General features: G+C 54.5%; 18 protein-coding genes and 1 tRNA gene. 18 read left to right on the forward strand and 1 reads right to left on the reverse strand.

Features of this window, described 5'->3' with window-relative positions; translation table 11 throughout:
• Positions 1 to 92 precede the first annotated feature (92 nt).
• The 14 genes from LY85_RS16405 (at position 93) to LY85_RS16470 (ending at position 15,175) form a co-directional block, all read left to right on the forward strand.
• Positions 93 to 593 (forward strand): (2Fe-2S)-binding protein, encoded by a 501-nt coding sequence (locus LY85_RS16405; protein WP_141827524.1) that lies wholly within the window; start codon positions 93 to 95, stop codon positions 591 to 593.
• 1 nt (position 594) lies between these two features.
• Complete coding sequence (locus LY85_RS16410) at positions 595 to 2,904, forward strand: molybdopterin cofactor-binding domain-containing protein (RefSeq protein WP_243122591.1); 2,310 nt, start codon at positions 595 to 597, stop codon at positions 2,902 to 2,904.
• A gap of 12 nt (positions 2,905 to 2,916) precedes the next feature.
• Positions 2,917 to 5,283, forward strand: coding sequence for an FAD-dependent oxidoreductase (locus tag LY85_RS16415; protein ID WP_141827526.1), 2,367 nt, complete (start codon positions 2,917 to 2,919; stop codon positions 5,281 to 5,283).
• A gap of 150 nt (positions 5,284 to 5,433) precedes the next feature.
• Positions 5,434 to 5,919, forward strand: a complete 486-nt coding sequence (locus LY85_RS16420) for a sodium/proton-translocating pyrophosphatase (protein WP_141827527.1) — start codon at positions 5,434 to 5,436, stop codon at positions 5,917 to 5,919.
• A gap of 12 nt (positions 5,920 to 5,931) precedes the next feature.
• Complete coding sequence (locus LY85_RS16425; RefSeq protein WP_141827528.1) at positions 5,932 to 6,858, forward strand: NTP transferase domain-containing protein; 927 nt, start codon at positions 5,932 to 5,934, stop codon at positions 6,856 to 6,858.
• A gap of 98 nt (positions 6,859 to 6,956) precedes the next feature.
• Positions 6,957 to 8,012 (forward strand): histidine phosphatase family protein, encoded by a 1,056-nt coding sequence (locus tag LY85_RS16430; RefSeq protein ID WP_141827529.1) that lies wholly within the window; start codon positions 6,957 to 6,959, stop codon positions 8,010 to 8,012.
• Positions 8,009 to 9,034 (forward strand): molybdopterin-binding protein, encoded by a 1,026-nt coding sequence (locus LY85_RS16435; protein WP_141827530.1) that lies wholly within the window; start codon positions 8,009 to 8,011, stop codon positions 9,032 to 9,034. Before LY85_RS16430 ends, LY85_RS16435 begins: the two co-directional genes overlap by 4 nt.
• A gap of 18 nt (positions 9,035 to 9,052) precedes the next feature.
• A complete protein-coding gene (moaC, locus tag LY85_RS16440) occupies positions 9,053 to 9,541 on the forward strand; it encodes a cyclic pyranopterin monophosphate synthase MoaC (RefSeq protein WP_141827531.1) in 489 nt (162 codons plus the stop codon).
• Complete coding sequence (gene moaA / locus LY85_RS16445) at positions 9,538 to 10,509, forward strand: GTP 3',8-cyclase MoaA (RefSeq protein WP_141827532.1); 972 nt, start codon at positions 9,538 to 9,540, stop codon at positions 10,507 to 10,509. Before moaC ends, moaA begins: the two co-directional genes overlap by 4 nt.
• Before the next feature lies 1 nt (position 10,510).
• A complete protein-coding gene (locus LY85_RS16450; protein ID WP_141827533.1) occupies positions 10,511 to 11,443 on the forward strand; it encodes an MOSC domain-containing protein in 933 nt (310 codons plus the stop codon).
• Between the two features lie 72 nt (positions 11,444 to 11,515).
• Positions 11,516 to 12,397: a molybdate ABC transporter substrate-binding protein gene (gene modA, locus LY85_RS16455; RefSeq protein WP_141827534.1), complete on the forward strand. Its 882-nt coding sequence runs from the start codon at positions 11,516 to 11,518 to the stop codon at positions 12,395 to 12,397.
• Positions 12,398 to 12,474: 77 nt separating this feature from the next.
• Entirely contained in the window at positions 12,475 to 13,143 is a 669-nt protein-coding gene (gene modB, locus LY85_RS16460) for a molybdate ABC transporter permease subunit (protein WP_141827535.1), read from the forward strand.
• Positions 13,144 to 14,184 carry an ATP-binding cassette domain-containing protein gene (locus tag LY85_RS16465; RefSeq protein WP_141827536.1) on the forward strand — a complete coding sequence of 347 codons (1,041 nt, stop codon included), beginning with the start codon at positions 13,144 to 13,146 and terminating at the stop codon, positions 14,182 to 14,184.
• Positions 14,185 to 14,197: 13 nt separating this feature from the next.
• Positions 14,198 to 15,175, forward strand: a complete 978-nt coding sequence (locus LY85_RS16470; protein WP_185741260.1) for an XdhC family protein — start codon at positions 14,198 to 14,200, stop codon at positions 15,173 to 15,175.
• Positions 15,176 to 16,211: 1,036 nt separating this feature from the next.
• Here LY85_RS16470 and LY85_RS16475 read toward each other — a convergent pair.
• Positions 16,212 to 16,287 (reverse strand) — tRNA-Val (locus LY85_RS16475).
• 149 nt (positions 16,288 to 16,436) lie between these two features.
• On the opposite strand from LY85_RS16475, the gene LY85_RS16480 reads away from it, so the two are divergent.
• The 4 genes from LY85_RS16480 to LY85_RS16495 all read left to right on the forward strand — a co-directional run bounded on the left by LY85_RS16480 (position 16,437) and on the right by LY85_RS16495 (position 19,878).
• Positions 16,437 to 17,291 carry a patatin family protein gene (locus tag LY85_RS16480; RefSeq protein ID WP_141827538.1) on the forward strand — a complete coding sequence of 285 codons (855 nt, stop codon included), beginning with the start codon at positions 16,437 to 16,439 and terminating at the stop codon, positions 17,289 to 17,291.
• A gap of 107 nt (positions 17,292 to 17,398) precedes the next feature.
• Positions 17,399 to 18,280, forward strand: coding sequence for a metal ABC transporter substrate-binding protein (locus LY85_RS16485; protein WP_243122592.1), 882 nt, complete (start codon positions 17,399 to 17,401; stop codon positions 18,278 to 18,280).
• 12 nt (positions 18,281 to 18,292) lie between these two features.
• On the forward strand, positions 18,293 to 19,036 hold the full coding sequence (locus LY85_RS16490; protein ID WP_141827539.1) for a metal ABC transporter ATP-binding protein: 744 nt from the start codon (positions 18,293 to 18,295) through the stop codon (positions 19,034 to 19,036).
• A complete protein-coding gene (locus LY85_RS16495; protein WP_096832464.1) occupies positions 19,033 to 19,878 on the forward strand; it encodes a metal ABC transporter permease in 846 nt (281 codons plus the stop codon). Before LY85_RS16490 ends, LY85_RS16495 begins: the two co-directional genes overlap by 4 nt.
• Positions 19,879 to 19,907: the final 29 nt, after the last annotated feature.

The following is a 19,907-nucleotide window of genomic DNA, read 5'->3' on the forward strand; positions in this document are numbered from 1 at the left end:
GAACGATTGAAATGCCGTTGGCAGTAGCGGCGAATTTTTCAGCATGATTCTAATCAATCGTTTGATTAATTAAATAGAAGGGAATGAAATGCATGAAGGTAAATTCGATTACCCTTTATGTCAACGGAACAGAATACCGGTTTTCTGTCGGCACGATGTTCGGCCAGCTTCCCCCCAGTGAAACACTGTCCGAAACGCTTCGCAACCGGTTGGGGCTGACAGGCTCCAAACAGGCATGCGGAGAGGGTGTCTGCGGCTGCTGCACAGTGATTGTGGACGGCGACGCCATTACATCCTGTATCACATTGACAGTCGACTGCGACGGCAAGCACGTTATCACCATCGAAGGACTGCAGAACCCCGTGACCGGCGAGCTGGACCCCATTCAGCAGGCCTTTCTGGACAAATACGCCTTTCAGTGCGGCTATTGCACGCCGGGCATCATCATGGCTACAAAAGCGCTGCTGGACAAAACCCCCCACCCTGACGACGGTGAGATCAAGGAAGCGCTGAGTGGAAATTTCTGCCGCTGTATCAGCCAGTACCATGTTTTTGAGGCGATCGGTGAAGTTGTGGGAAAGGTTGGTAAGTAATATGAACATACAGCCTGTTAAAAAAGAAAATTACAAATACGTAGGAAAAAATACCCCCCGCAAGGACGCAAAGGATATTCTTACCGGCAAGGCCGTCTTTTTGGACGATTTCTCTCTGCCCAATATGATTTACGGGAAATCTCTGAAATCCCCACATTCCCACGCTCTTATCAAATCCATCAATGTGGAAAAGGCAAAACAGATCCCGGGCGTGCGGGCCATACTTACCTATAAAGACGTGGATCAGAAATGGATGTTCGGCTGGCCTCCCCAGAAACCCGTGCTTGACAGGCATCTGCGCTATATTGGCGACGCCGTTGCTTTGGTGGCCGCCGACACAGTCGATATTTGCAATGAGGCAATGGATCTGATCGAAGTGCAGTATGATGTGCTTCCCGCAGTTTACGACGGGTTTTCCGCCCTTGAAGACGGAGCTCCCCAGTTGTACGAATCCATGCCCCACAACATTGTTCCCCCGGGGTATCCGCCTTTCCAGAAAGACGGTCCCTTCTGGCATCTGGTGAAGGGAGATTTGGATAAAGGATTTGAAGAATGTACCTATATTGCCGAGGATACAGTGGCGTTCAACAAAATGTGTGCTCCTATGGCGCCAGAGCCACCTGCTGCGATCGTCTGCTATGACGGTGATCTGGACTTTACGGTTTACGGTACCTCCCAAAGTACTTTTATCCTGCGCATTGTCAATTCAACGGTAATTCCCGGTTGCAACCTAAAGACTAAAACTTTTAATGTCGGTGGTAGTTACGGAAATAAACAAACCATTGGGATTCCTGTTATTTTTGGCGCTCTGCTGGCCATGGCTTCCCACCGTCCTGTTAAGTACGCAGAGACAAAAATTGAGCAAATGACGAACCATGAGACCCGTTTGGGCAGCCAGGTTCACGCGAAAATCGGAATGGATAAGGAAGGAATCGTCCGCGCTGTAAAGGCGGAATGGGCGGTAGACACCGGTGCGTTCTGCAATGCGACGCAGGGGCAGGTGGGCGTAGGCATCGGCGAGTCCCAACTGGTTATGGCCAAATGTCCGAACTGGGATCTGGACACCAATATTGTCGTTACCAACAAGCAGCCTGCCGGAATTGTGCGCGGCTACGGCGGACAGGAACTGAATTCCTGCCTGTCACTGTTAATCGGGCGCACCATGCGGGAAGGCAATTTTAATCCGGTGGAATGCTATAAAAAGAACTACGTCAGCGACGGCGATGTATATACCTGGCGCGACGGGCGCCAATGGAAAGCCCATTCCATTAACTATGTCAAAGCGATCGACACCATCGCAGAGAAATTTGGCTGGAAAAATCGCTGGAAGGGATGGGGAGTACCCACCTGGACCAGTGAGGACGGTAACGTTGTGCGGGGCGTCGGCTGTGGAATTATTGGAAACGCAGATGTCGGCGAGGATAACAACGAGGTTTATGTGCGCGTGATGCCGGACCTGATTTCCGATAATATTCGAGTGATCGTGCACGCCGACATTACCGAGTCCGGCATGGGTCAGAGAAGCAACATGCTGAAAATCGTGGCGGATTCCCTCAATATTCCGTACGAAAACATTGACATCGTGCCGGCCGACAGCACCCTTAACCCCACAGGGATGGGTCTTTGCGGCAGCCGTGGTACCATTACCTACGGCCACGCGCTAGCCAACGCCTGCGACGAGGTCAAGCGTATGATCTTTGAAAAGGCGGAGCCGTATTTGGAGGTCACCATCGATAAAATGGAAATTGAGGACTTCTGTGTGGTGACTCACGCCCGGCCCGGGAAGAAGGTCCCCATCAAAAAGCTGACGGAACAGTTTACTTCTTTCACCGGATACGGGAAACACTTAGAAAATTTCTCCACACCGAACTTCTTTATGGTCTTTCTGGAAGTGGAGGTCAACAAGGAAACCGGCAAGGTAGACGTAATCGATATGTGCGGAGGCTCCGACGCCGGCCAGGTGCTTGACCCTGCCACGCTGGAAATGCAGTGCCACGGTGGAATCGGCTCCGCTAGTCTGGATACGGCAACTTTTGAAGAGCACATTATCGACCCGGCAACCGGACGCCCGCTGACGTATAATATGATCGACTATAAGTGGAGACCCTTCAACGAGTTTCCAACATTTCAGACGGTACTGATGAGCTCTCAGTTCGACACCTACCAGTTCAAGGCGGTTGGTGTGGGCGAAATTGCCGGCGCGGCGGCGGCCAGCGCCACCATGCAGGCAATCTCAAATGCGATTGGCGTTCAGGTTTCCACCTATCCCGCAACGCCGGACGTAATCCTGAAAGCGCTTGGCAGACTTTAAGGAGGGGATTCCATGAAAAATTTTGAATATAAACGCGCGGAAAGTTTTTCGCAGGCCGGGGAAATGCTGGCCGAAAAAGGAAAGAATGTCCTGATCGCGGGGGGGACCGATCTGATCGGCGGTTTAAAAGACCGTATCCTTCCGGACTATCCGGACGCTCTGATCGATATCAAACGGGTTCCCAGTTCCAACACTGTCTCCGCAGAGGACGGCGTGCTGAAAATTGGCGCGCTTGCCACGCTGACTCAGGTGGTGGAAAGCAACGAAGTAAAGAAGTATGCGCCGCTGCTAGCGGAGGCCGCAAAATCCGTCGCCACTCCGTTGATCCGCAACAAAGGAACGATTGGCGGCAACGTCTGTCAGGATGTTCGCTGCTGGTTTTACCGCTATCCGCATGAAACGGGCGGCCGCCTGATCTGCGCCCGTAAGGGCGGTGACCAGTGCTATGCGTGTCAGGGTGACAATAGGTACCATTCCATCTTCGGCGGCATGAGGGCCCATGCCAACCCCTGTTCCGTGGGGTGCCCGGCCGGGACTGATATCCCGGCGTATATGCAGAAGATCCGAGAAGGAAACTGGGATTCAGCCGCAAGAATTCTCCTGCGGGTCAATCCGCTGCCCATGCTGACCTCCCGCGTCTGCCCCCATCCCTGCCAGAAGAGCTGCAACCAGTGCGAGCACGGAGACAGTGTCAATATCCATTGTGTGGAGCGTTCTGTGGGAGACTATATCCTGAAAAATATGGATCGATATTACCGGGCCCCCGATTCCGAAACCGGGAAGACGGTCGCTATTGTGGGCGGCGGTCCCGCCGGACTGACCGCGGCTTATTACCTTCGCGGGCAGGGACATAGAGTGACGGTTTACGACAAAATGGAGGAGGCGGGCGGCGTCCTGATGTACGGCATCCCGGAGTACCGGCTCCCGAAGCATTACGTGCGCGCGGTCGTCAAAGCGATCGCGGATATGGGTGTGGAGTTCCGCTGCGGCACCGAAGTGGGCAAGAATATTATGATTGAGGATATCGAAGCGGCCAACGACTCCGTTTTTCTGGATACCGGCGCGTGGAAGCAGCCCATACTTGGCTTGGATGGCGAAAGCCTGACCCAATTCGGACTGAACTTCCTCGTGGAAGTCAAACAGTTTATGAGCAAGCAGATCGATAAAAACGTGCTGGTGTGCGGCGGCGGCAACGTGGCCATGGACGTCGCGCTCACCGCTGTCCGGTTGGGAGCCGAAAAGGTCACGCTGGTATGTCTGGAGCAGCGGGAGGAAATGCCCGCTTCCGAAGAGGAGATCGCCCGCGCCCTTGAAGAGGGGATAGAAATCATCAACGGACGCGGTCTGTCCAAAGTTATTTACGAGGGCGACAGGGTCATCGGGATGGAAACAAACCGCTGCCTATCTGTCCGGGATGAAAACGGACGGTTTCATCCCACTTACGACGATTCCGATCTTGTTACCTTAAAATCCGACTGCGTCATTCTGGCCACCGGCCAGAGAGTGGATCTGGATTTTTTGGGGGACAAATTTAAGGACGAGGTCAAATCCGCCCGCGGCCTGATAGCGGTCGGTGCGCATAACGAGACCAGAAAGCCCGGTGTTTATGCCGGAGGCGACGCGGCCACCGGCCCCGATATCGCTATCCGCGCCATTCGCGCTGGCGGGAACGCGGCAAAAAGCATCAGCGCTTATCTGGGCTATCCCCTCCATGAGTGCAGGGGGGATCAGAACGACGGCTTCCTGCGCTTTGACCGCGAGGGGATCCGGGTACATCAGGCCAACCGTCAGAGTGAGCTTCCGGTTTCCCGACGCACCCTCGCCGACGAAGATGAAAGCAGCTACGCGAACGGTGTGGCAGAGGAAGAGGCAAAGCGGTGTATGAACTGCGGCTGTTACGCGGTGAACCCTTCCGACGTGTCCACCGCCCTGATGGCGCTTGACGCTACCGTGGTAACGACCCGGCGAAGAATAAAGGCGAAGGATTTCTGTACCGCCGCGCTGAGGGTATCCGACCAGCTATTGCCCAACGAGGTGATCAAAGCGTTTGAGATTCCCGTTGTGGAAGGCGCGGTCATGCATTATGACAAATTTCGCCTGCGCAAGTCGGTGGATTTCGCGATTGCCAGTGTCGCAAGCCTGTACAGTACGGAAAACGGCCGGTTTACGGGCGCGCGGATCGTGTTGGGCGGCGTCGCCCCCGTCCCGTTGGAAGCAAAGGAAGTGGAGGGTTACCTGATCGGAAAGCCCGTCGGGGAGGAGACCGCCGAGGCGGCGGCAAAGCTTGCCACCCGGGACGCGGTTCCCTTTGAAAAGAACCGGTATAAGATCAATGAGCTGGAAGCGCTTTTGAAAGCGTCCGTCCTGCGTATGAAATAAGACTTTTCGAACCGGAGGCCCCCTACAGCAATTCCATTTCAGTTTGTGACATAAAGCACGTTCCTCCCCGGCCTTCGGCGGGGGAGGAACGTAACCTTGCTGCAGAATCAACTGGAAATGCTGTAATTCAAGTGAAAGGATGAAGCGCGGATGCTATATAAAAATTATGTGGAAAGTGTGATCGCATCAGTAGCGATGATTATCTTGGCAGCAGTCATCGCCGTGGTGGCCAACCTTTTTTTGGGAAATCCTTTGACGTTCCCATCTTTTTTTACCACATGGGCCAGCGCGTTCACTATTAACTATCTGGCTGCGTTGATACTGCCCGTGGGCAGCTGGAGCGCAAGGCTGTGCACTTTTTGCAAAGCGAAGCCCGGTTCGTTCCTGCAGTCGCTGCTGAACGCCGTAGTAATTACGGTTGTGTATAATACCATCATCTCTGCGGGAATGACGCTTTTGAATGTCGGATTCACCCCCGCGTTCTGGCTGGCGTGGGCTGCCATTTGTCCGGTTCTGTTTTTGCCGGGCATCCTTGTAACGCTGATCGTATCTCCGTTTATTGTCCGGTTTGCTGATAAAATCACGGGAACAAAAGCAGCCGCCGGAAAAGAAGAGGAGAACCGCATGCTGCGGTAAGGGAGGAATTTGATGAAAACCGGAGCGGTTATCGTTGCGGCGGGCATGTCCAGCCGGATGGGTGCCTTCAAGCCTATGCTGAAGGTCGGGTCCATTTCAACAATCCGGAGAATCATTTTTACGCTGCAGCAGGCGGGGGCCGATCCGGTCGTCGTTGTCACTGGAAATCGGGCGGATATTTTGGAAAAGCATGTTTCCAAAATGGGGGTCATCTGCCTAAGAAATCCGGAGTACGCCTCTACACAGATGTTGGATTCCGCGAAAATCGGGTTCCGGTATCTGCTTTGCGAATGCGGGCAGGTGCTCTTTACTCCGGTGGATATTCCGCTGTTTACGGTACAAACGGCCGAAACGTTGATGGCCAGCGGTGCGGACGTGGCTATTCCCCTCTATGGTGACCAGGAGGGCCATCCGCTGCTGATTTCTACCGGGCTTCTGCCGGGCGTTCTGCAATACGAAGGTGAAAACGGCCTTCGGGGTGCTCTGGACTGCAGTCGTGCGCAGCTGCGTCGCATTCCGGTGGAGGACGAGGGCGTTCTGTTCGATGCTGATACACCTGAGGATTTTCAGAATCTGCTTTCGTGGCATAACGCACAGCTGCTCCACCCTCAGGTGAAGATCGAATTAGCCCGTGAAGAGATTTTTTTGACGCCGGACGCAGCGCTGCTGCTGCGCCTGATCGATCGGACCGAATCTGTCCGGACAGCCTGCCGGCAGATGAACCTGTCCTACAGCAAGGGCTGGACAATTCTGAACCAGATGGAAAAACAGCTGGATTATTCCGTTGTTGTCCGCCATCCCGGCGGCATGGGCGGTGGCCACACATCGCTGTCAGATAAGGGCAGGTGGCTGCTTCGCTGCTACGACCAGATGGTACGGGAATCGAATCAGGCGGTAAAAGAAATTTATCAGCAAATTTTTAAAAAGACAAAAGATTAGGATTTTTTGGCCTTCATCAGCGGGGTTTTTCCATATAGGCAAAACCCCGCTGCTCGGGAGGGCGAGTTCCATAAAAATACAAATCGGAGGAGATCCCCTTGAGAACGGTTTATCTTGTCCGTCATGGTCAGACGGAAAACGGGCTTCACCGCTGCTCCGGAAGCTCTCCCGTCGCGCTGGACCTGGTGGGATGCCTTCAGGCCCGGCGTCTTGGACGGTGGTTCGAGGACAAATCGGTTTCCGCCGTATACACGAGCCCCCTTCTGCGCTGCGTGCAAACGGCGTGCCTGCTGGCCGCCGGGCGTGTTCCCGTTCGGGAGGAACAGGAATTGCGGGAACTGGACCCGGGACTTTGGGAGGGCCTTTCCTTCGGGGAGATCAAGGTCCGGTATCCTGCGGAGTACGCCGCTCGTGGCGAACATATGGGAACGATTCCCCCGCCCGGCGGAGAAAGTTTTGCCGGAGCGGGAAGGAGGATGGACGGCTGTGTGCGAAGATTGCTGTCCGAGACCGCGGAGAACATTGTCCTGGTTGGGCACGGAGGAGCGGGCCGGGGCTGGCTGTGCGCGGTGATGGGCCTTCCTTTCGACGCGGTTCTTTCCATACGGCAACCGTGGGGAGGTGTCACTGTTCTGACCGACGGTGCCGAGGGCTTAGGGGTAAAAAGCGTGGGCCTTCAACCCGCGCGGTTTCCGGAAGACCCGGAGATTGAGTCGCTGCTTGACCGGGCGGACACACCCGGTCCGGTGAGGGCCCATAGCCGTGCCGTGGCGAAAAAAGCATTGGAACTGGCTGTTTCGGTGCCGCGGGCGGACCAAGAACTTCTCCGTGCGGCCTGCCTGCTGCACGACATCGTCCGTCGGTACGGACATGGGCACGACCTCAGGGGGGCGGAACTGCTTGACCGGGCCGGATGGCCGCAGGTGGCGGAGATCGTGGTACGCCACCATGATCTGGGCGACGCGCCGACGCCGGAAGCGAAGCTCCTTTATCTGGCGGATAAGCTGATACTGGGAGAAACCGTAGTTACGGTAGAAGAACGTTTTGAAAAAAGCAGGGAGAAATGCTTGGGGCCCCAGGCTCTGGCAGTTTGGGGAAAACGGCGCGGAGATGCCATGAAAATCATGAAAGAATTGCAGGGATCAACGACATGAAACTGATAAAAACTGAAGAAGCCGTGGGGCAGGTGCTGTGCCACGATATCACCCGGATCGTCCGGGGCGTTGTCAAGGACGCTGTCTTTCGCAAGGGGCATGTGATCGCACCGGAGGATATCCCGGTACTGTTAAGCGTGGGCAAGGATCATGTGTATATCTGGGAAAACGACGAAACCATGCTGCATGAAGACGACGCGGCGGACATTCTGCGTTCCATCTGTCAGGGGCCGGGAATGCATGCGACGGCCCCAAAGGAGGGAAAGATCCAGCTGATTGCCGACCGGGACGGGCTGTTGCTGGTAGATTTGAACCGGCTGCGCGGGATCAACGCTTTGGGGGAAATGATGATCGCCACGCGGCTTTCGGGATTTCCTGTAAAAAAAGGAGATAACCTTTGTGGGACTCGTGTCATCCCCCTGGTTATCGAAAAGGAGAAGATGGCGCGCGCCGCTGAGACGGCCGGAAGTGAGCCTTTGCTGAAGCTGGCTCCGATCAGAGCGAAAAAGTACGGCCTTGTGACCACGGGCGGCGAAGTGTATTACGGAAGGATCGAAGATACCTTCACGCCTGTGATTCAGGAAAAAATGGGGGAATACGGCTGTACGATGATCGCCCATGAGGTGCTGGACGACAGTCATGAGAAGATCACCGCGGCAATCCGGGAGATGCTGGACCGGGGCTGCGAGCTGGTATTGTGTACCGGCGGCATGAGCGTGGACCCGGACGACAAGACGCCGCTCGCCATCAAAAACAGCGGCGCAAACGTCGTCAGCTACGGCGCGCCGGTGCTGCCGGGGGCTATGTTCCTTGCGGCGTACATGCCGGACGGTCGGCCAGTGTGCGGCCTGCCGGGCTGCGTCATGTACGCGAAAAGAACCGTGTTCGACCTGGTCCTGCCCCGCCTGCTGGCGGATGTCCCCGTTACGGCGGACTGGCTGGCGGGTCTTGGAAACGGAGGGTTGTGCCTGAACTGCGAGGAGTGCCACTATCCGAACTGCAGCTTCGGCAAGGGGACGTGAAACGGAGGGAGAAAAGCCATGGAATTTTCACATGTTGATGCAAACGGGAATGCGGTGATGGTGGACGTGAGCGGCAAGCCCCCGACTAAGCGGCGGGCCGTGGCAGCGGGCCGCATCCGCATGAGCAGGGATTGCTTTTTGGCTGTTCGGAGCGGAGCGGCAAAGAAGGGGGATGTTCTGGGCGTGGCGCAGGTAGCCGGCATTATGGCCGCGAAGCGCACTGCCGACCTGATTCCGCTGTGCCATCGGCTCAACCTGACAAACTGCCGGCTGGAGTTTACCCTTCATCCGGAAGGCTATGAAATAGAGGCGGTATGCACCGTGCTTTGCGAAGGTCAGACAGGCGTAGAGATGGAGGCGCTTACCGGTGTAAGTGTTTCCCTGCTCACCGTCTACGACATGTGCAAGGCCGTTGACAAGCGGATGGAAATGGGGAACATCCATCTGGTGGAGAAGCAAGGCGGCAAGAGCGGGGATTTTCATTTTGAAAGTGAGGGATGCCTATGACGGACCGATTCGGAAGAACGATTGATTATATGCGGGTTTCCGTTACCGACCGGTGCAATCTGCGCTGCAAGTACTGTATGCCGTACGGGATCCGGCTCGCTCGGCACTGCGACCTGCTTACCTATGAAGAACTTCTGCGCGTGTGCAGGGCGGCGGTCGGGCTTGGGATTGTAAAATATAAGCTAACGGGCGGCGAGCCGCTGCTGCGCCGCAATTTCGCGGAGTTTGCCGCACGCGTCAAGGAAATAAACGGTGTGGAGCAGGTGACCCTGACCACAAACGGACAGCTGCTGGCCCCGCAGCTGGACGCGCTTTGCAGCGCGGGCCTGGACGGCGTCAACATCAGTCTGGACACCCTGCGAAATGAGAAATACAAAGACGTTACCGGAACGGACGGCGTCAGTGCCGATACCGTCCGGCAGACAGTCGAGCTCTGTGTCCGTCGTGGGATGAGGGTCAAGGTGAACGCGGTACTCATGGCCGACACCTATGGGGATATCGTGCCGCTGGCGGCTTTGGCGCGGCAGCTGCCGGTGGACGTCCGTTTTATCGAGCTGATGCCGATCGGTGAGGGAGCAACGGTGAAGGGGCTGTCGACGGAGCTCGCGCTGAATCTTCTGCGCCGCCAATGGCCGGACCTTGAGCCCACGGAGGAAAAGCGGGGCAACGGCCCGGCCCGGTATTATTCCACCCGGAAGCTGACGGGGCGTATCGGCCTGATCAGCGCGGTCAGCCGTTGCTTCTGCACAAGCTGTAACCGGGTACGTTTGACGAGTACCGGGCTGCTGAAGCCTTGTCTTTGCTACGATACGGCGGAGGACCTCAGGGCGCTGCTGCGCGGCGGAGCTACCGACGGAGAGCTGGAAGCCGCTGTTCGGAGGGCGATTGAGAAGAAACCGCAGGCCCACTGCTTTAGCTGTGCGCAGAACGTCACCGAGCACCGGAGCATGAGCCAGATTGGAGGATAAGATGGGAAAGGTACTCGCGGTATGTACCAGCGAAAAACGGGGTATCCAGAAACAGAATGTCGGAACCGGCATTTTTTCTCCCGGCTGGGGTATAGAGGGAGATGCCCACGGCGGACACTGGCACCGCCAGATCAGCCTGCTGAGCGCGGATAGAATTGAAGATTTCAACCGGAAAGGCGCGGGGGCGTCCCCGGGGGCCTTCGGGGAGAATCTTGTGGTAGAGGGTTTCGATTTCAGTTCTCTGCCCGTGGGCACACTGTTGCGCTGTGGCGGCGTACTGCTGGAAATTACCCAAATCGGGAAAGAATGCCACAACCACTGTGCGATCTATCAAAGGATGGGAGACTGCATTATGCCCCGGGAGGGTGTGTTCGCGCGCGTACTTGAGCCGGGTACCATCTCTCAGGGAGATGAAATGACGATGGAGGAGCGCCGGACCCCTCTGCCCTGGCAGGCGGCGGTGATTACACTGTCCGACAAGGGAGCGCGCGGAGAGAGGGAGGATAAAAGCGGCCCCGCCGTTGCGGAGAGGCTGCGGAACGCCGGCTACGAGGTTGTGGAAACGCTGTTGCTGGCCGACGAAGCAGAGCCGCTCAGTCGGCAGTTGATTCGCCTGTGCGATCAGCGCCAGCTGGACCTGATCCTCACCACAGGGGGAACGGGCTTTGCGTCCCGCGACGTTACTCCGGAGGCGACGTTGGCAGTAGCGCAGCGCAGCGCGCCGGGAATTTCCGCAGCAATCCGGGCGGCTTCCCTGACGATTACGCCGCGGGCCATGCTTTCCCGGGGAGTATCGGTGATCCGGGGCAAAACGATCATTATCAACCTTCCCGGCAGCCCGAAGGCCTGTCAGGAGAGTATGGATGTTTTTCTGGACACGATTCCCCACGCGATGGAGCTTCTGCGTGGCGTGACGGGCGACTGCGCCCGCTGAAAACAACAGGAACAAAGCGTGTAAAACCGCGTTTTGAATAAATTTTGCGAACAGCAAAAAGGAGAATGGCATATGAAAAAATTATGTTCCCTGATAATGGCGTTGGTCATTGCGCTCGGTACGGCCGCCTGCGGAGCTTCCAACGGATCGGCTGCGTCTTCCACAGTGTCCGCGGCGGAAAGCGCTTCCTCTGCCACGTCCTCCGCGGCCGCGGAGGACAAAGTGGAGCTGGTCGTGTTCGCGGCCGCGTCCATGACTGAAACCCTGACAAAAATCGGCGAACAATATCAAAAAGTCACGCCAAACGTCAAGCTGACCTTTAATTTTGATTCCTCCGGAACTCTGAAAACACAAATTCAGGAGGGAGCGACCTGTGACCTCTTCATCTCCGCGGGACAGAAACAGATGAATCAGCTGGATATTACAGCGGATAAAAAAGTAAACACGGAGGGTCTTGATTTTATCTCGAAAGAAAGCCGCGTCAATCTTTTGGAAAATAAAGTGACCCTCTGTGTTCCGAAGGGAAACCCGAAAAACATTCAGAGCTTTGACGATCTGGCGAAGAAGCTTTCCGCTGGCGGCGTGCTCATGGGCATGGGCAACAGCGACGTGCCTGTGGGTCAGTACACGCAGAAAATTTTGGCGTACTATAAATTGGACGAAAAGGCGCTGGCAAAATCGGGAGCCATTACTTACGGCTCCAATGTGAAGGAGGTCACCACCCAGATTATCGAAGGAAGCGTGGACTGCGGCGTGGTATACTGTACTGACGCTTTCAGCGCCGGGCTGACCCCGGTGGACTACGCGACCGCCGAAATGTGCGGACAGGTCATTTATCCCGCCGCCGTTCTGAAAGAGTCAAAACACGCGGAGGAAGCACAGGCGTTTCTGGATTATCTGACTACGGACGAAGCCATGACCGTGTTTAAAGCCGTAGGATTTTCAAAGGCTTAAAATAAGACGAAAAATTCGGGCCGCGGAAGGAAGCGCCGCTTCTGTCCGTGGCCCTGAAAGGAGGGGAACCGCCGATTATGGACTGGTATCCTTTATGGAACTCGTTGCGTATCGCCGCTGTCAGCTGTGTGCTGGTGTTTTTTTTCGGCATTTTTTCCGCCTATTACATCGCTCGTCTGCCCCGCGCGGTCAAGGGGCTTCTTGATGTTCTGCTTACCATGCCCATGGTGCTGCCGCCGACTGTGTGCGGCTATTTTTTGCTGCTGATATTCGGTGTGAAGCGTCCGCTGGGCATAGTCCTCGCGCAGTTCGGTATCCGGTTTGTCATGACTTGGTACGGTGGTATCCTTGCCGCCGCCATCGTTGCTTTTCCGCTGATGTACCGAACCGCCCGGGGTGCGTTTGAAAGCTTTGACGAAACGCTTGCCTGCGCGGGAAAAACCCTTGGACTGTCCAATTCTTATATTTTCTGGAGGGTGCGTATGCCGAACTGCCGCCAAGGGATTCTGGCCGGAACGGTGTTGGCCTTTGCCCGCGCCCTGGGCGAATACGGTGCCACCAGCATGTTGATCGGATATACACCGGGGAAAACAGCCACGATTTCCACCACGGTCTACCAGCTTTGGCGCACCGACGACAACGCGGGGGCCATGAATTGGGTACTCGTCAATCTGGCTATCTCCACCGCCGTGCTGCTAACGGTGAATCTTTTGGAACAAAAAAACAAAAAGGAGGTGCGCCGCTGAATGCTGCAGGTGGATATTCAAAAAGAAATCGGCTCCTTCTCTCTGCGCGCGCGGTTTGAAACCGACGGCGAAATCATGGGAATATTGGGGGAATCAGGCTGTGGAAAAAGCATGACGTTACGCTGTATTGCGGGAATCGAGCGCCCCGACCGGGGACGTATCCTGCTGGACGGCGAGACTCTATTCGACAGCGGGAGAGGGATCAATCTTCCTCCCCAGAAACGCCGGGTGGGGTATTTGTTTCAAAGCTATGCTCTTTTTCCGAATATGACGGTGCGCCAAAATATTCTGTGCGGTCTAAGGAATGAAAAGGAGAAAGCCAAACGGGACGAAATCTACGGGCAGGCTCTGGTTCAATTGGAATTAAGCGGACTGGAGGACCGCCGTCCCACGCAGCTGTCGGGGGGGCAAGCCCAGCGGGCAGCGCTTGCCCGCATTCTTGTCAGCAGGCCGAGACTGTTGATGCTGGACGAACCGTTTTCGGCGCTGGACAGCCATTTGCGGGTTCAGCTTCAGATGAGGATGCAGGGGCTGCTGCATGAACTGGGCGGTCCTGTGCTTCTTGTGACTCACAGCCGGGACGAGGCGTATCACCTTTGCGGACGGATCGGGGTGATGGGAAATGGAGACTTTCTGGTCTGTAAAGAAACAAAGGAACTGTTTGCCAATCCTGAAAACCGGCAGGCGGCGGTGCTTACCGGCTGCAAAAATATCGCCAGAGCTCATAAAACGGGAGAATTCGAGCTCGAGGTACCGGATTGGGGAGTCCGGCTGCAGACGGCCTTGCCAATCCGGGACGAAATATGCGCCGTGGGGATCCGAGCTCATTATTTTCATCCAAAGTCATCCGGAAACCGTCACCCTGTTCGCTTTACCGGCGAAATGGAGGAGCCCTTTGAAAGCATCCTCAGCTTTCGCTACAATGGGCAGGAGAAAGGGACGCCGGACCTCTGGTGGCGCGTCCCCAAAGGAAGGATATCGTCGCCGCTGCCTGCCGAGCTGGGTGTGTCCCCGGTCAACGTATTACCGCTATACCAATAAAGGAGTAATTGAAATGGAAAAACTGCTGCAAATTTTATCGGAAAGACGATCGATCGGATTAAAAAGCATACTGGTGACTATCGCCGACAGCACCACACACGTGCCGCGTCACGCCGGGTCTTATATGCTGGTGGGCGAAGAGGGGCGGCTGTACGGTACTATCGGAGGGGGAATGCTGGAATTCCGGTGTATTCAGATGGCAAAAGACATGCTGGCATACAGGGAAAGCGGACTGCGGAAGTTTTGTCTTGCACCCAACGAAGTAGCTGATCTGGGAATGATCTGCGGCGGCAATGTGGAGGTGCTGTTTACTCTCTGGCTGGAAGATGAACGTTATGCCCGAGTCTGCGAGCAGCTTATCGAGCTACTGAAAGAACACAGGCAATGCTGGTGGGCGCTGCCGCTGGACGGCTCGATCCCTTTCGCACTCATAGCGCGGCCCGATGAATTTGAGGACGGCCGGGTCCGGGGGCGGACTGAAGCGGAAGGGAAGCCGTGCTTTGTGGAAAGGCTTGGTACTTCGGCCCGGGTGTACATTTTCGGCGGTGGCCATCTGGCTCAGGAGTTGGTTCCACTACTGGCGCATCTGGGCTTTCGCTGTGTAGTAACGGACGACCGGCGCGAGTTTTCCGAAGAGAAGCTTTTTCCCGGCGCGGAGGAGGTCCGTACAGAGGATTATTCCCGCCTTGCGGATAGCGGCATCCTTTTGCAGAAGCAGGACTATGTCTGCATTATGACGAGAGGACATTTGGGAGATACCGACTGTGAGCGCTTTGCTATGAATAGTTCGGTTTCCTATATCGGTGTCGTGGGCAGCGAATGTAAGGTGGCGACCGTGCGCCAAAAGCTGCTGAAAGAGGGATACTCACAGGCCGATCTTGACCGGGTAGACTGCCCCATCGGAATTGATATTCATAGCGAAACCCCCGCTGAAATCGCCGTCAGTATTGCGGCCCAGCTGATTGAACACCGGGCGAAATTTTCAGAGTGAAGCTTTCAAAGCTGTCGGAGAAGAAAAAAGCAGGTTGGAGAAATCGGCCTTTGTAAAAATATAAAAAATTCCTCTGTTATGCGGACCATCTACAGCATTTTCAGTTGATTCTGAAACAAGGCTGCGTTCAACCGGAAATGCTGTAAGAACCTAAACAAGCCTATTTCTTATCAAGCCCAAGTCTGATTTTAATAGGTTGGAACTTGCGCCTCATACTCCTTTAATGTAAGCAAAATGTTTAAATTGCCGTTCCGGCATCTCAATTCATCAATCAACATCTTCTGATCCGCATCATTTTTCAGATTAGTGTATAAAATATCCTAAACACTTGCAAATTACTAAAATTTGGTATATAATTCTCCCTGTGGAGAACAAAAAAGCATCCACAGGCGAAAAACCGTCTAGCAAACAGTTAATCGCCTTACGCCATAAGGGTGGATAGACCCATATGACTTGTGAATGCCGTTTATGTGGTGTTATTTTAACACGCATTTCGGATACATGTCAAGGTCTGTACCCTTTTGTCGCGAAGAGGGTGCAGACTTTTGTTTTTCATAAACAATTCCGCAATGATAAACATTGCGTACCTCTTTGTGGCTAGATGCTGTCACAGCGTGAGGTTGGCGCTCCTTGACAATTTAGTAAGTCAAGACCAACATTTGAATTCCATCTTCAAATGCTCGTGTAGGCTTGCTACAATATGCTTGCCGGAAGAGTAATACCGGAGTTTATTGGACCGAACCAAAGTTAAGCTACGCAACGATGAGCGAAAATATGAAACGAGGTGGTACAAAGCTCGGAGCGAGCCTCTGAACTCCCTGAAAACGCGATTGAACTTATCTGCACCAGAAATGTGGATATGCGGCGGTACCGGCTTCTGGATGCCAAGCAATCAATTTATGATCATATCTCTCTGGCTATGTGGTCAGCGTAACTGGAGAGTTATCATAAAAATATATATTCTAGCTTTTATTTAAGAATACATATTTTTATGATAACAAGGGCAAAAAGTAACCCTTTTGCCCTGTATCATTTATGGTGGACGTTATAGAACTCGAATCTATGACCTTTCGCACGTCAAGCGAATGCTCTACCAGCTGAGCTAAACGTCCGTTTTTTTGAGTGCTCGATTATTATAACTTAAATAGCTCTAAAAATCAATATAAATTTTCAAAAAACCTCATTTTTATTTCCTTCGCTTGTTTTCGACCGGGGATTAGCCTATAATAGAACATAATATTTGTGATGTGAGGTGTTTGCTATGCCGATAGGCCTTGTACTGGAGGGCGGCGGTATGCGTGGGGCATACACGAGCGGTGTGCTGGAAGTTTTCTTGAATCATGGGATCGAGTTCCCGAATGTCTACGGCATTTCGGCCGGCGCCTGCAACGCGCTCAGCTATATTTCCGGACAGAAGAACAGAAATTACGATATTTTTTATCAGTATATCGGGGATAAGCGATATATCAGCGTGGAAAATTTAAACCGAACGGGTTCTTTGTTTGGCTTTGACTTTATTTTCGGAGAACTTTTCCATACGCTTCTTCCGTTCGACTACGAATCCTTTTTCAACTCTCCGGCTGACCTCAAGGTCGGCGCTACCGACCTGAAAACCGGTCAGACGGTTTTTTTCGACAAGGCGAATCTGGATGAGGATTTCACCGCGGTCAAAGCTTCCAGCTCGCTGCCCTTCATTTCCAACACCGTTTCCTACCGGGGACGTGAACTGCTGGACGGCGGCTGCGCGACTCCGATTCCGATCGAACGCTCTATTTTTGACGGAAACAATCTGAATGTGGTCGTGCTTACCCGTGACAGCACCTACCGGAAAAGCCCGCGCCCGGAATTCCCGCGTTCGGTGCTTCGTGTAAAATATGGGGAGTATCCGAATTTTGTAAATTCCATGCAGGTCCGCGCGGAGGTTTACAACAATGAGCTTGAGGTCTGCCGCAGGCAGGAGGCGGAGGAAAAAGCAGTCATCGTCCGTCCCAGCAGGCCGATCGTAACAGGCCGGTATGAGAAGAACCCGGAGGTGCTGAAAGGGATTTACGAAATGGGAATGAGCGACTGCGAAAGAAAACTTCCGGAAATCCGTGCTATGATGGCGCGCGCATAAATAAAGATGAAGGGACGGATGTTATCCGTCCCTTTTACTTGACAATAACCGGTGATCGGTCTATATTATACATTGCTAATGATTTGCATTTAAGGAGGCCGTACAAAATGCTGAAACGAGCTGCCGCCGCTATTTTGGCGGCTGCGATTCTGCTTTTTTCCGCGGGGTGTGCCGGAAGGACAACACAGAATGTCCGTTTTCGGGTGGTGACATCCTTTTATCCTTTATATATTATGGCCCTGAACATTACCGACGGGGTGCCCGGCGTACAGGTGGACAATATGGCGGGACAGCAGGCGGGCTGCCTGCACGATTATCAGCTGCAGTCGAAGGACATGAAAAATATAGAGCAGGCGAATGTGTTCGTGATGAACGGCGCGGGAATGGAAAGCTTTATGAATAAAGTGACTTCTCAGCTTCCCGATCTGCGGGTGGTTGATTCGAGCGAGGGGATTTCCCTTTTGGCGGATGAGAGCGGGGAGGAAAACCCGCACATCTGGGTTTCTATTTCCAACTGCATCCGGCAGGTTTCCAACATTGAAAAAGGTCTGGCACAGGCCGACCCGCAGAACGCCGAAGCTTACCGGACAAATGCACAGGCTTACACGGCGAAGCTGAGCGTACTGCGCGATAAAATGCACACCGAATTGAGTCATATCACGAACAGGGATATCATTACCTTCCATGAAGCTTTTCCGTATTTCGCCGAAGAATTCGACCTGAACATCGTGAGCGTGGTCAACCGTGAGCCTGACAGCCAGCCGAGCGCGCGCGAACTGGCGGAAACCATCCGGCTGATACGGGGCAGCGGTGTAAAGGCCGTTTTTGCGGAGCCGCAGTATCCGAAATCCGCCGCCAACATTGTAGCGAACGAAAGTGGCGTGAAGGTATATTCGCTTGACCCGGCGGTGACCGGGGAAAACAGCAAAGACGCCTATCTTGACGCGATGGAAAGCAACTTGAAGACACTCGAAGAGGCGCTGAAATAAAAGGGGAATGACATGGATACTTGCAAATGCAGCATACAGATACGCAGCCTTACGGTGAGAAAGCACGACGGAGTGATTCTTCACGACGTCTCCTTCGATGTGCATCACGGAGAAATTCTGGCGCTGATCGGACGCAACGGCGCGGGAAAAACCACGCTGCTCAAAGCGCTGCTGGGGCGTATTCCCTATACGGGGACCGTTGTGTTCCACAATTCCAAGGGGGAAAAGATTTCCAATCCCCGCATCGGCTATGTTCCGCAGAATCTGGTATTTGACCGCTCCATGCCCGTTACGGTCGGCGACATGCTCTGTGCCAACATGAGCGGGTTCCCGGTCTGGCTGGGCCATAACAAAGAAAGGCTGAACCGGGTCCGGCAGACGCTTGCCGCGGTCGGGGGCAGCCCCGCGCTCTTAAACAAACGGATCGGCAGCCTTTCCGGCGGGGAAATGCAGCGAGTGCTGCTCGCGTTTGCCCTGGACCCGAAGCCGGACCTTCTGCTTTTGGATGAACCGGTGTCCGCGGTGGACCGCAAGGGGATAGAGGTCTTTTACGACCTGGTCACCTCAATGCGCGCGGAACACCAGATGCCGATCATTCTGGTGTCCCACGATCTTTCCCATGTGGAGAAATACGCGACGCGCGCCGTACTGCTGGACCGCACCGTCTTGGTCAGCGGCAGCGTCCGGGAAGTGATGAGAACGCCCGAGGTGCGGGAAGCCTTCGGCCTGAAGCTGACCGGAGGTGTGAAATCATGAACGCAATATATTCCTTGATCGATCTGCTTCTGCCGTTTGAGTGGACGGAATTCAACTACATGAAAAACGCGCTGCTCGCCGTTTTGCTGATTACCCCGCTGTTCGGGCTGGTCGGGACGATGATCGTAAACAACAAGATGTCCTTTTTTTCAGATGCGCTGGGGCACTCCGCGCTGACCGGAATCGCCATCGGCGTATTGATGGGCATTGACAATTATCTGATTTCCATGATGGGCTTCGCGCTTTTGTTCGCGCTGTGCATCTCGGCCGTGATGGATTCCGGCACTTCCTCCGCGGATACCATTATCGGGGTGTTTTCCTCTACCGGGCTGGCGCTTGGCATCGTGCTGCTGTCGGCTTCCGGCGGCTTCGCGAAATATTCCGGATATCTCATCGGCGATATTTTAACGGTGCAGCCCGCAGAAATCGTTATGCTGGCTTTTATTCTGCTGGCGGTGCTTGTGATCTGGGACCTGTTCTTCAATAAACTGCTGCTGACCAGCATCAATGCCGATCTGGCCGCGAGCAAGGGCATCAATACGCGCTTTGTTGAAAAGCTGTTTGTAATCATTGTGGCCGCCATCGTAACCGTGTCGATCAAATGGGTGGGCGTGCTGATTATCAATTCCCTGCTGGTGCTTCCGGCTGCCTCGGCCCGCAATCTTGCGAAGGGGATGCGTTCCTACCACCTGATCGCCGTCTTTATCTCGCTGTTTTCCGGCGTGAGCGGGCTGATCGTCTCCTACTATACGGGTACGGCGGCGGGCGGCACCATCGTGCTGATCGCGGCGGCGATCTTCTTTTTCAGCTATTTTCTCAATCGGACACGGGAGAAGGCCTGAAACAGGTTGCGAACACTGTCGGAAATGTG

It is taken from the genome of Clostridium sp. KNHs216 (genome assembly GCF_006714885.1).
GTDB lineage: Bacteria > Bacillota > Clostridia > Oscillospirales > Acutalibacteraceae > Caproiciproducens.